Below are 11,686 nucleotides of genomic sequence, written 5' to 3'. Positions count from 1 at the left end.
CAGGGGTATATTTCAGAATGTTAACGGGGATTGCATTTCGGGTATAAGTGAATTAATTGAAAATGAAATAATCAGGGTTGAAATGTAAAGAAATTTACAATGTATAATATATTAGAAAAAGCTAATTTATATTATCCCTGTATCACCTCTTATTTATTTACGTCTGAAATAATTGTTTTTCTATATAACTAACCCGCTTACCCAGGTGTTCAAAAAACAGGCAAATGGTTGAAAGTAAAAACGTTGCGGATATGGACTGGCATGTCGCGGTGAAAGTTTGCTATACTCCTTCTCACACTTTTGGGGCTGATTCTGGATTCGACGGGATTCGCGAAACCCAAGGTGCATGCCGAGGGGCGGTTGGCCTCGTAAAAAGCCGCAAAAAAATAGTCGCAAACGACGAAAACTACGCTTTAGCAGCTTAATAACCTGCTTAGAGCCCTCTCTCCCTAGCCTCCGCTCTTAGGACGGGGATCAAGAGAGGTCAAACCCAAAAGAGATCGCGCGGATGCCCTGCCTGGGGTTGAAGTGCTAAAACTAATCAGGCTAGTCTGTCAGTGGCGTGTCCTTCCGCAGCTGGCCGGCGAATGTAAAGACGGACTAAGCATGTAGTACCGAGGATGTAGGAATTTCGGACGCGGGTTCAACTCCCGCCAGCTCCACCAAAATTCTTTCGCGGCGATACCAGAATTGTCCGCTGAAGTCCTGAAAGCCCGCACGGCGCAAGCCTGGCGGGCTTTTTTGTGTCTGTAATCGTCCGAGTTTATCCGGATAAATCCGGTGATTATTGGTATACGTTTAGGTATACGGTAGGATGCATACTTAAAATCGTATACCAATTTGTGCATGAGCGACCACTATGGCAAGGACAACGTGCCCACTGACTAACACCGAGGTATCACGCGCTAAAGCGACTGATAAAGATGTGACTCTTCATGATGGTGACGGGCTTTTCCTTATAGTAAAGACTAACGGCAAAAAGCTCTGGCGATTCCGCTACCAGCGTCCAGCAACAAAACAGCGCACCATGATAGGTCTTGGAGCATTTCCTGCCATCACTTTGGCAGAAGCAAGAAGTTTGCGCGCGCAATACCTTTCATTATTAGCGCGAGGAATTGATCCACAAATGCAGGCTGAACAGGAAACAGAACGGCAGAAGATTGCGGTTGACAGTATTTTCTCTAACGTAGCTACAAACTGGTTTGTTATTAAACGCAAAAGCGTTACAACGGATTACGCAAAGGATATCTGGCGCTCCTTAGAGAAAGATATTTTCCCTTCTATTGGCTCGATCCCCGTTCAGCAAATCAAAGCGCGAACATTAATAGAAGCGCTTGAGCCGATTAAAGCGCGTGGCGCACTTGAATCCGTTCGCCGACTGGTGCAGCATATTAACGAAATAATGATCTATGCTGTTAACACAGGTTTAATTGATGCTAACCCTGCGTCAGGCATCGGTATGGCGTTTGAGAAGCCTAGAAAGCAAAACATGCCAACATTGCGTCCAGAAGAATTGCCAAAATTAATGCGCTCGTTATTTATATCAAATTTATCTATAACGACACGGTGTTTGATTGAATGGCAACTTCTCACGCTCATACGCCCTTCTGGGGCAAGATGGGCAGAGATCGATTTAAAGGCAAAGCGAGAACATCTTGTCCCATTGTCACCACATGCGTTAAATATTTTAGAGATGATGAAGCCAATCAGTGGGCACAGGGAACATATTTTTCCAAGTAGAAATGATCCAAAAAAGCCAATGAATAGTCAGACAGATAATGCCGCTTTAAAACGTATTGGTTTCGGAGGTAGGCTAGTTGCACATGGATTACGCTCTATAGCAAGTACAGCGATGAATGAAGCGGGTCTTAATGCTGATATTATAGAAGCGGCCTTGTCTCATACTGATAAAAATGAGGTAAGGAGAGCTTACAACCGCTCTCTCTACCTTGAACAACGAAAAGAGTTGATGCAATGGTGGGGCGACTTCATCTACCTTTCATAATTAATTTTTATAAAAGGGGTTAATTAAACTCAACCCCTTCCCAAGCATCAATATCATCACAACTTATGTACAAACCAAGATGAGTGCCGTTTTCAATATCACTCAAGCTACTTCTTAAAGACAAGTATTTATCATTGGATTCAAAGTCTTCTGAAGCTAAATGACAGAAAATATTATACGGCTTATCTTTTTTAGGCTTTTCTTTTAAATAGTGTCCTTCAAAGTCTGGAAGATGTGCAACAGTAATAACATTGCCCTCAGAGAGATCTGCTGCATCTCGAATCCTTTTATTTATTGTCCACATGGCATTTACTCGATTCCCTTCTAAGAGTTTCTGATCTAAATCGTGTATTGCAATTGCTTTACTTCCAAATTGATTTAATATTTTTATGAATGTAGGTATATTCGCTTTTCCTCTGCAATTTATAACGCAATACTCATGCTCTTTGCCAGAATTATATAAGATATGGTTATAGGCTAAAAATTCCGTATCCCCTTCTACTAATATCGAACTATCATAGAAGAAAAATTCGTTAACAGTTGGACAGCATCTATTTAATGTTTTTAAATTTTCTTTCTCATCTTGAGTAAACTTATTTTTTTCGGTTTGGTAGTATTTTAAGTTATTTTGAACGTTAGTTACTTTTATAAGTGTGGTGTGAGAACGAGTGAGATCTATAAAAAGAGGGGAATGCGTGGTACAAATGACTTGCCATCCAGCTATATCTGCCAGAGTATAAATAGCATCACGCACAGACCTAACTACAGATGGGTGCATATTTATTTCTGGTTCATCTACCAATAAAACTTTTGCTTTTTCATTACTTATAGGTTTCCTTCCTTTCTTAAGAAGACCTTTGCTACATAAAGTCTTAATAGCAGCCCATAAAAACGCTCGCTGTACACCTGAACCTTGGTGAGAAAGAGGAGAGCTACAACCATTTGTATCAAAAATAAAGCGGCTACCTTCTTTTATGGCCTTCTCAGGCTCAAACTTACCCACACCTGTCTCAAATCTAACCTTTACGCCCTTAAACATAGAATCAACGTTTTCTTCAATACCTGAACTTATATCTTGAATACTATCTAGTAGATCTGACTCAATTTCCTTTGCTAGAGTTTGAATCTCAGATATTATACCTGCCGCTTTTGATTTATCACTTTTAAGTTTCTCAACGGCATTGCTTGCGATTAAATCTTTTACTATAGCTTCCAAAGCAACATGGGAATCATTTGGATTTATTCTGATTGGGGTTGGTAGTCTACTAGAAAGAATTGAATTCCATCCTCCAGCGCCTCCGTCTTTCCAATCATTAGTCTGGTTACTAAAACTATATTTTTTTCCATCATTCTCGGCATTTTCCCAAATTATTTTAAATTTTGAACACTTTTTAAATCCATCAAGCTCCTCATGAAACCATTCTTGCCCAATCTGCCTAACATCATCTTCATTCACTTCAGTAAATAAACCAGTGATTTCTATAGAAAGCGATTCATCTCTATTGTGAAAATCATCCAAACTACGACTTCCGGAACCCAAGGTGCAATAAGCTTCATATGCATCTAATATTGTCGACTTACAGCTATTGTTTTTGCCTATCAAAACAACGACATTATCTATTAAAATCTTTATTTCCTCGCTAATACCTTTAAAATTTTTGATATAGATCGCAGAAAGTTTCATAAAATCCCCTAACAAGAAAGTTTATAAACAACAAGCAATCTAATTAACCATTGTTTTCCCATAATTAAAACATGGTTATTTAGACAGTATCTTGGATAACCCTATGAATTTGTTGTACACCATATATCATGGAAAATGGCAATATTTATTTACGCTTAATAACCTCGTATATAACAGCCCTTGCTATGAGGTTTTCGTATAAATGGATTATGAAAATGCTTTAGTAAGCCCTGATGCCATCTAACATAAGTCAAATTCGCAGATACATTGAATAGTTTATGAAGAAGAAACAGCCCAAGTAAGCCTTGCATAGGAAACGATACACTTAATGTTCATTGAATTCGCCAATGCAGTATCGCTTCCTTTAGTCCCGCGAATTTGGTCATTAAATATCATAAAACTCTAACAACGCAATGATCTATTTAAAAGAATACTTATAAAAAACTTTTCAGCTGAGCATTTACACTTTAAGAGAAGCGCCAAACATGAAGCAAAGCTTCTCGTTTCTATTTTCTAATTGGACGCAGAGAACATAAGTATAAAATAATTAGTTACTGTCTCAGCGCGCAGTGCTTTCCCCTCCTCGCCTGCCCGCTTCACGTGCCGCTTTACATGCAGGTGCATGACCGGGCTCAGGCCGCGCCGGGACTGGCGCGGGCGGGCACGAGGTGAGCGCAGAAATAAATGCAGTTAAATGCAGCGTATGCATGCAGGGTATTTTTTTAATTATTTATGGATTTTTCGGCTATTTTTCAGGGGCGAAGAGGTGCGCCCGGCAGGGGATTCCCGGGGAGCATTTTTCGGGGAATTATCGCTGCTGGCTGTCCGTGCGCGACGCTTTATCAGGTCTGATGCCGACGGCATTCAGCACCGCGCAGCCCTCATGATTAATCCCGTTACCGGCGGCCAGCAAGGAGGCGAGGGCTTCTCGCAAGTGGTGGGTTGCCCGGTCGAGCGCCCAGTGTTGCAGGTGCGCCGGGAGTCTGCGGATATGTATCAGCTCCGGGGCAAGAATGCCGGCCAGCTCCTGTCCCGGTATGAAAACGGTATCTGGAAGGTCATACCGCCCTCAGACTTTGCCCGCGACGTGGCCGGGCTTTTCCGGCGCCTGCGCGCCCCGTTCTCCTCAGGGCGTATCGCGTCGGTGGTGGAGACTCTGAAACTGATTATCCCGCAGCAGGAGGCACCTGCGCGCCGTCTGATTGGCTTCCGTAACGGCGTGCTGGACACGAAAACCGGCACGTTCAGCCCGCACAGCAAATCGCGCTGGCTGCGTACCCTGTGCGACTTGGATTTCACCCCGCCGGTGGCGGGCGAAACGCTGGCATCCCATGCCCCGCATTTCTGGAAGTGGCTCGACCGCGCCGCCGGGGGCAGTGCTGGCAAACGCGATGTGATACTGGCCGCGCTGTTTATGGTGCTGGCGAACCGCTATGACTTGCAGCTCTTTCTCGAAGTGACGGGGCCAGGAGGAAGCGGAAAGAGTATTCTGGCCGAGATTGCGACCATGCTCGCAGGCGAGGACAACGCCACGTCGGCGACCATCGAGACGCTGGAATCGCCACCCGAGCGCGTAGCGCTGATAGGCTTCTCACTCATCCGCCTGCCTGACCAGGAGAAATGGAGCGGGGACGGGGCAGGACTCAAGGCCATCACCGGGGGCGATGCCGTGTCGGTTGACCCGAAATACCGGGATGCGTATTCCACGCACATTCCGGCGGTGATTCTGGCGGTGAACAATAACCCGATGCACTTCACCGACCGCAGCGGGGGCGTGTCCCGTCGCCGGGTGATTATCCACTTCCCGGAGCAGATAGCCCCGGCGGAGCGCGACCCGCACCTGAAAGACAAAATCGCCCGCGAGCTGGCGGTTATTGTGCGCCAGCTTATGCAGCGGTTCAGCGATCCGATGACCGCCCGCACACTGCTTCAGTCTCAGCAGAACTCCGGCGAGGCACTCAGCATCAAGCGCGATGCCGATCCAGCGTTTGATTTTTGCGGGTATCTGAAAGCGCTGCCGGATGCAGACGGAATGTATATGGGAAATGCTAACATCGTGCCACGTCAGCCTCGTGTTTATCTGTATCATGCCTATCTGGTCTACATGGAGGCGCACGGGTATAAAAACACGCGGAGCCTCACCAGGTTCGGCAAGGGGTTGTCAGCCATGCTCAAAGAATACGGCCTGAATTATGACAAGCGCAGGACGAATCAGGGCATGCAGACTAACCTCACGCTGAAAGAGGAAAGCAACAGCAACTGGATGCCGAAGTGCGACGAGCCTACCGCGAAATAAACTACTCTGACCGGCTAATGCCGGTCTTTTTTGGCCTGCGCTACGGCCAGAGTGAACAGCTTCCCCAGAAGAGGCTTTTTAACGTCAAAAGTTATCAGGCCGCTCAGTACCAGAAACGGGGATAGCTAACTTTATAGAGAAGACCATTGCTTTTTAAGATTTTTCGTATAAATATTGTACTTACAAAAACATACCTACAGTCAGAAACTATATGAATTTCACTTTACTGAGGGTTACTTTAAAGTGATATTTTTCTGTTTATAGAAAAGGAAAATAAATGATTAGCAACATCTCTTCGAAGAATTTCAAAGCATTCGAATATATAGATATGGACATTAGGCCTATAACTTTAATTGTCGGCCCAAACAACTCTGGAAAATCTTCAGCCTTAGCTATCCCGAGAATACTTTCACAGACACTTCAGAGTTATGATAATAATATCCCACTACTTCTCAATGGTTATCTTGGGGATTTTGGAACTTACAAAGACATTACCTTTGGAAACATCACAAGACGTGGCATTGAAATAAAAATAAGCACATTTAAAAACACAAACTCCAACTTTTATTTAAGTTACTTTAGAAGATCCGGCTTGGATTATAACTCTGAAATTTTATTCACTTTTAAGTACAAGTATAGGTCTAAACTCCGTGAAATTGTTTTGAGAGAAATAAACATTGAATGTAGTGGTAAAAATGTAATTACTATTACTAGATCCGACGATAGTGAAAACTACATTATTAACACGTTGAATAATGTGGTTATACCAGCTGAATTGCGATCTTCTATATCAAAAAATATGAGGGTTTTCAACTTTTTGCCAAGAAACCTATTCCTGTCTCATGAGTTAAATAACAACAATAAGCTAAAGGAATTGATTGACGAAGAAACAATGAATACAACAAGAGTATTAAACTTTATTTGTGACATTTTGCACAAAGATTTAATTGGCATAGAATATTTGGGTGCTATGCGTTCTGCTCCATCTCGAAGCTATTTATATTCTGGCGAAAGACATTCTAAAGTTGGTGTCGCAGGTGAAAACTCGGCTAACATACTTGCAATGGATGAGATTAAAGGTGGTAAGAAAGCCAAAAATCTTATATCAAAGGTATCTGACTGGCTGAATAAGGCAGGAATTGCATCCGATTTAAAAATAAACCATCTATCTGACCGTCATTATGAAATAAAAATACAACACCCTGTTACAAGAGAATATGAAAACTATGCAGATGTAGGTTATGGAAATAGCCAGATCATCCCGGTCTTAACTGCTGGTTATAATATGAATGAAGGCAGCGCATTAATCGTTGAAGAGCCTGAAATACATTTACACCCTAAAGCTCAAGCGGAGCTTGCAAGTTTCTTCCTTGATATGTACAAAGATAAAAAAACTATTATTGCCGAGACACATAGTGAGCATCTAATTGTTCGCCTTCAGCAGTACATTGCATCTGGATTATTATCTGAAAAAGATATTGTTATTTATTACTCTCACTTTATTGACGATAAAAAATCACTCATAAAACTTGAATTAGATGCTTTAGGTAACTTTACCCAGCCTTGGCCTGAAGGTTTTTTCCCGCAACGACTTGAAGAGGCTAAAGCATTAGCTAAGGCTCGATATAATCAGACATCTCAAACATTACGGAATGAAGAAAAATGAATCTTGTTATAGATGCAAATGTATTTAAAGGATTCTATCAGGAGTCTGTACTTGAGTTAACAGTGGAGAGAACCAGTTTAACTGGTTCAACAATAGAATTATTTGATGCAGATGATAAAATAATTTATCTGGATGAAGGTGCGCAAATTGAAACCGAGTGGAGAAAAGTAGTTTGCCCTGAATGGTTTAATGCATGGCTCATATATAGCATAGAGGCAGGGAATATAATCAATATACCTACTAATAATCAAGAGGCAATTTTGAAAGCTCTGAGAACTAAAGGCTTCCCCTCTTCTGGGGACAAATGGTATATAAGAACCGCGGTAAGTTTGACAGATGCAAACCATGAGGTGAAATTCATCACAGAAGATATGGATTTCTATGATCCAACAAAGAAAAACGTCAATGGTTCTAATAGAGTAAATATAATGAAAAGTAAGTCATCAACTATCAGGAAACATCTTTTAAAAAAAACCGGTCTATCTGTCATGCCAGTTTGCGAATTCAATGAGTTGTAGAGGTTTTATTGAACTTTATGGGAAATGAGTTGCTAATAATACAAAAAAACTTCATTTTCCATTTCTCCTCGAATTATCAAGTTAAACATATAGATCAACCCACGTTTATACTAGTCACTGTATCCTTCTACTTTATGGGCTCTATTATCACGCAAGAATGTAATAACTATCTCTTACGTGAAAACTTCGCTGAATTGCAAAATTCGTAGCCATAATTCTTAAGAGCAGTCAGCGTTGGAAGTCCGTTCCTCGCTCATAGCAGACTATAACGGTTCTGTAGCGGTGAACAGTAAAGTGTTCACTGTTCATCAAGCATTCACAGGCTAACGCAATGAAAATAAAACAAAAAATCACTTAGTGAACAGAATGAATAGTAGAACACAAAAAACTTTTCTCCTGACGATGTAAATGCCGAGAAATGTTCAAGAGTAAAAACAGGCGACGATTTTAGAGAGTCAAGATCGCTATAACCCTTCCTAATTGGTACACGTTTAGGTACATAACTGAAAGTTGAATACGTAAAAACATTGATATTTAAACACTTAAGATATCTATTCAGACTCCGCCAGCCCACCAAAATTCTCCATCGGTGATTACTATAGTCATCCGATGAAGTCCTAAAAGCCCGCACGGCGCAAGCCTTGCGGGCTTTTTTGAGCCCTCAATTTAACCCGCGAAGTCCGAAGAGAACTAATTAAATCCGAACCTTTTAGGTACCTCATAAAGCTTTATTGTTTTTGAGGTGTGAATAGCTGCAGGTTTAACGGATACCTTAGAGAGATCTAAGATGGCTTAAAATGAGATGCACATGAGCAGTAAGTGTTATCCTTAAAAGCTTAAAATTGAAGCAGTTAAACAGGTTGTTGATTGTGGACATTCTTTTTCCCGTGTTGCAACTCTTCTAGAAATCACTAGCCTCAGTTATTATGCTTGGTCAAAGATTTACAAGTTATTCTTACAAGGAGGGTTTAATGTCCAGCTTTTCAGGAATCATCGCAATGATAGGGCCTTGCGTTATACTCGGCTTTATTATTTTATTCATCATAAAAGGTTATATTTTGCACAGTACGATCAAGAAAGATCCGGTCTACACTAAAGCTAAAATTGGTAGCTACCTCCCCGGAAGACCTAATGATATGGGAAAAGTAGATATTGCAATAAGTTATTCCTTTATGGCCGAAAATAAAATATATACCAAGGAAAAGCAAAGCTTAACTATTAACACATTGGATCTTATTAAAGATCAAGTTGCTAAAGAAGTCCCCATCGTCTATTACCGCAAAGATCCTAATTACAGCAAAATCGATGTATATGATGAAAGCCTGCGCAATTAATCTCATACCATCTGTTAGGGCATAAATCAGAATCTACTCAGGGGCGCTTACCGCCCCTTTTGACTGGTTTCGAGTTAGCAGGCTACCGTCAATTAAGCCTTCAAAACCATTAAACAAATAACCCTCAACTCTAAACACCCCTCACCCCTTCCCTTACACAATCAATTACCGCCCTGGCCTGTTCCAGTTGCACACGCAGTTCATGCACGGTGTCATTATCGGGAATCAGCACAATGCAGCCTTTCGATATCTGCACCGTGACATGCACGCCGGTTTCAAAGCCTGCTTCGCGCAGCCATTTACCTTTCAGTTGCAGAGCGGGTGTGCTGGTGTCGCCACGGTTCGGGCGGTAGCCGACAATACAGTGGCGCTGGGTTTTCGTAAGGGTTTTAGACATAAGACATTCTCCAATGGCAGTCATTATTTCCGCCATCTGAGAGGCTAATCTCATGGGTGGCGGAGCCAGACAGGGTTAGCCTTACCGGCCCATCGGAAACCGGCGCGTCTCGCGACGCCCCTGCCCGGCCCACCATTGAGATGTAACCGAGCGCACAACATAACTGCTCTGTTGCCGATGAGGGTTTCCAGGAGGCTAATCCCGACGCCTGCTGTGGCAGGCGCGCCCAAACAATAAAAAGAAAACCCTACAATCGGCAAGGAAAAACCGCTTTATAGTAGCGCGTCGTTTCGAAACTGGAACCCTTCTCGCAAAACTTAAGGGAACCCGCCCGGCGTTACACTTCGTTCTCTTCGCTCCCCAGCAGCCGCTTAATGTGCTCCAGCTTCGCCGTCATCCTGCGGATCTCCAACAGATGCAGCGCCTCATAGGCCTCAATCCCCACCAGCTGGCTCTCCCCCAGCTTATCGAGGTCCGCTTTCAGTAACGTGATTTCGTCATCGGTCATCGGTGGTCTCATCGTTCCTCCTGATTTTCACTAACGTTGCACGGTCTGTTCAGGTACAACCTCATTATTAATAGTGTAGAGGTGGCATCCCGCCTTGCCAGCTTCCTGCTGCTTTGCGCAGTAGCCGAGCGCGCTTTCAGCCGCCTCATCGCGCGTTCTCGCCCAGTAAGAAACGCCCCAGTCTCCCTGCGCGTCAATGGCGAACGCCTTTTCATAACGTTGTGATGCAGCATATTTCTGAAACGCCTTGCGCCCTGCGTCATTCAGTACCGACGGCACAGGAAGTTGAGTCTGCGGCATTTCGGCAATGGGTTGATAGGGCAGCGCCTGCTGCTGTAAGAAGTTTGCGACCGGCTTCCACCAGAACGCTTCCGGGGCGGAGTCCATAAAGGTATGGCCATTCTCACCAAAGGCTGGCATCGCGACGAACTTCGCGGGCGCACCGTCCTTCTGATAAACGCTGAACATTGCTTTCGCCGCCGCTGGCGGAAACGCGCGGTCGTTGGCGGCGTAGAGCCACAGCGACGGAATCGTGGTTCTCTTACCGTAATCAGTAAGCGCCTTCAGCAAACCGGGCTGGTCGCAGAAAGATTTGCCATCCAGCGCGCCGCGTCCACCGTCAAAGTTAATTATCGCCTGTACGCCGGGCGGGTTGGCCGCGCCGGTCGCCAGCATGGCAAAGCCGCCGGAGGACATCCCCACCAGCAGCGCCTGCTTCGACGCCCACGGCTGCTGACGAATAGCCTTCAGCGCCGCCAGCAAAGTGTCGCGGTCACGCTCACCCGCCAGTTGATGATGCGGCTGCGCGCACGAGCCGCCCGCATACTCCGCCGCCCCGCTCGACTGCCCATACCCCTGGCGCAGCACAACCACCGCCGCATAGCCGTGGCGGGCGAAAGCTATCGCCGTCGAGGCATAGCGATTGGGGTTCATCACAAAGCGGTCAAAGCTGGCGGTGTCCGCCGTGCCGTTGGTAATGAGGGCTACTGGCGCAGGGGAATTGTTCGCCGGACGGGTAACAAACGCCTCCAGCAGCGCAGGCTGACCATTCTCAAGCGTCACCGGCAGCATCAGCGGCGTGCGGATCAGGCCCGCAATCTGCTGGTTTTCCGCCGCAGGGGAATTATCCGCCCAGGCGGGCAAAGATCCGGATAACAACATGGCTAACGCGATCGCTGCACGCATTCCTGACGCTCCTGGTTAACAAACGTGAATTGTCATTACCGCCGGGTGAGAGAGTATCCTCGCTTTACCGGGAAAAACGTTGTCTGCATCGGT

The 11,686-nt window shown here is 44.6% G+C and carries 9 protein-coding genes, 1 other RNA gene and 1 pseudogene; 6 read left to right on the top strand and 5 right to left on the bottom strand.

Annotation, left to right across the window (positions count from 1 at the left end; translation table 11 throughout):
* Window positions 1–302: 302 nt before the first annotated feature.
* Together ssrA and EH164_RS05155 are read left to right on the top strand one after the other, a co-directional pair.
* Window positions 303–665: a transfer-messenger RNA gene (gene ssrA / locus EH164_RS05160) on the top strand.
* Between the two features lie 194 nt (window positions 666–859).
* Window positions 860–2,005, top strand: a complete 1,146-nt coding sequence (locus tag EH164_RS05155; RefSeq protein ID WP_124967522.1) for an integrase domain-containing protein — start codon at window positions 860–862, stop codon at window positions 2,003–2,005.
* Between the two features lie 19 nt (window positions 2,006–2,024).
* Here EH164_RS05155 and EH164_RS05150 read toward each other — a convergent pair whose 3' ends face one another.
* Together EH164_RS05150 and EH164_RS22900 are read right to left on the bottom strand one after the other, a co-directional pair.
* Entirely contained in the window at window positions 2,025–3,689 is a 1,665-nt protein-coding gene (locus tag EH164_RS05150; RefSeq protein WP_124967521.1) for an ATP-dependent endonuclease, read from the bottom strand.
* 808 nt (window positions 3,690–4,497) lie between these two features.
* Window positions 4,498–4,686 carry a phage polarity suppression protein gene (locus tag EH164_RS22900; protein WP_370277256.1) on the bottom strand — a complete coding sequence of 63 codons (189 nt, stop codon included), beginning with the start codon at window positions 4,684–4,686 and terminating at the stop codon, window positions 4,498–4,500.
* A 21-nt stretch (window positions 4,687–4,707) separates the two neighbouring features.
* Between EH164_RS22900 and EH164_RS05140 the strand changes: the two are divergent.
* The 4 genes and pseudogenes from EH164_RS05140 to EH164_RS05125 form a co-directional block, all read left to right on the top strand.
* Window positions 4,708–5,985: pseudogene (locus tag EH164_RS05140) on the top strand (primase-like DNA-binding domain-containing protein); the annotation flags it as partial.
* A gap of 277 nt (window positions 5,986–6,262) precedes the next feature.
* Window positions 6,263–7,651, top strand: a complete 1,389-nt coding sequence (locus EH164_RS05135; protein WP_124967520.1) for an AAA family ATPase — start codon at window positions 6,263–6,265, stop codon at window positions 7,649–7,651.
* Window positions 7,648–8,169: a hypothetical protein gene (locus EH164_RS05130; protein ID WP_124967519.1), complete on the top strand. Its 522-nt coding sequence runs from the start codon at window positions 7,648–7,650 to the stop codon at window positions 8,167–8,169. The genes EH164_RS05135 and EH164_RS05130 overlap by 4 nt, the downstream gene beginning before the upstream one ends.
* A gap of 971 nt (window positions 8,170–9,140) precedes the next feature.
* The gene (locus tag EH164_RS05125) at window positions 9,141–9,503 is read left to right on the top strand and encodes a hypothetical protein (protein WP_241175005.1); all 363 of its coding nucleotides are present in this window, start codon (window positions 9,141–9,143) and stop codon (window positions 9,501–9,503) included.
* A 130-nt stretch (window positions 9,504–9,633) separates the two neighbouring features.
* Here EH164_RS05125 and EH164_RS05120 read toward each other — a convergent pair whose 3' ends face one another.
* The 3 genes from EH164_RS05120 to EH164_RS05110 all read right to left on the bottom strand — a co-directional run bounded on the left by EH164_RS05120 (window position 9,634) and on the right by EH164_RS05110 (window position 11,593).
* Window positions 9,634–9,900 (bottom strand): SymE family type I addiction module toxin, encoded by a 267-nt coding sequence (locus tag EH164_RS05120; protein WP_206430691.1) that lies wholly within the window; start codon window positions 9,898–9,900, stop codon window positions 9,634–9,636.
* 337 nt (window positions 9,901–10,237) lie between these two features.
* Window positions 10,238–10,420 carry a hypothetical protein gene (locus EH164_RS05115; RefSeq protein ID WP_042712430.1) on the bottom strand — a complete coding sequence of 61 codons (183 nt, stop codon included), beginning with the start codon at window positions 10,418–10,420 and terminating at the stop codon, window positions 10,238–10,240.
* Window positions 10,421–10,438: 18 nt separating this feature from the next.
* Window positions 10,439–11,593, bottom strand: coding sequence for a dienelactone hydrolase family protein (locus EH164_RS05110; RefSeq protein ID WP_124967517.1), 1,155 nt, complete (start codon window positions 11,591–11,593; stop codon window positions 10,439–10,441).
* Between the last annotated feature and the right edge of the window lie 93 nt (window positions 11,594–11,686).

This window comes from Kosakonia sp. CCTCC M2018092 (genome assembly GCF_003864115.1).
GTDB lineage: Bacteria > Pseudomonadota > Gammaproteobacteria > Enterobacterales > Enterobacteriaceae > Kosakonia > Kosakonia cowanii.
Note: the sequence above shows the minus strand (reverse complement) of the source record. Positions and strands in the feature narration are given on the sequence as shown.

Excerpts from the sequence above, each read along its gene's own strand:
- EH164_RS05155 (WP_124967522.1), top strand. The coding sequence starts at position 860 with ATGGCAAGGACAACGTGCCCACTGACTAACACCGAGGTATCACGCGCT.
- EH164_RS05150 (WP_124967521.1), bottom strand. The coding sequence starts at position 3,689 with ATGAAACTTTCTGCGATCTATATCAAAAATTTTAAAGGTATTAGCGAG.
- EH164_RS05135 (WP_124967520.1), top strand. The coding sequence starts at position 6,263 with ATGATTAGCAACATCTCTTCGAAGAATTTCAAAGCATTCGAATATATA.
- EH164_RS05130 (WP_124967519.1), top strand. The coding sequence starts at position 7,648 with ATGAATCTTGTTATAGATGCAAATGTATTTAAAGGATTCTATCAGGAG.
- EH164_RS05125 (WP_241175005.1), top strand. The coding sequence starts at position 9,141 with ATGTCCAGCTTTTCAGGAATCATCGCAATGATAGGGCCTTGCGTTATA.
- EH164_RS05120 (WP_206430691.1), bottom strand. The coding sequence starts at position 9,900 with ATGTCTAAAACCCTTACGAAAACCCAGCGCCACTGTATTGTCGGCTAC.
- EH164_RS05115 (WP_042712430.1), bottom strand. The coding sequence starts at position 10,420 with ATGAGACCACCGATGACCGATGACGAAATCACGTTACTGAAAGCGGAC.
- EH164_RS05110 (WP_124967517.1), bottom strand. The coding sequence starts at position 11,593 with ATGCGTGCAGCGATCGCGTTAGCCATGTTGTTATCCGGATCTTTGCCC.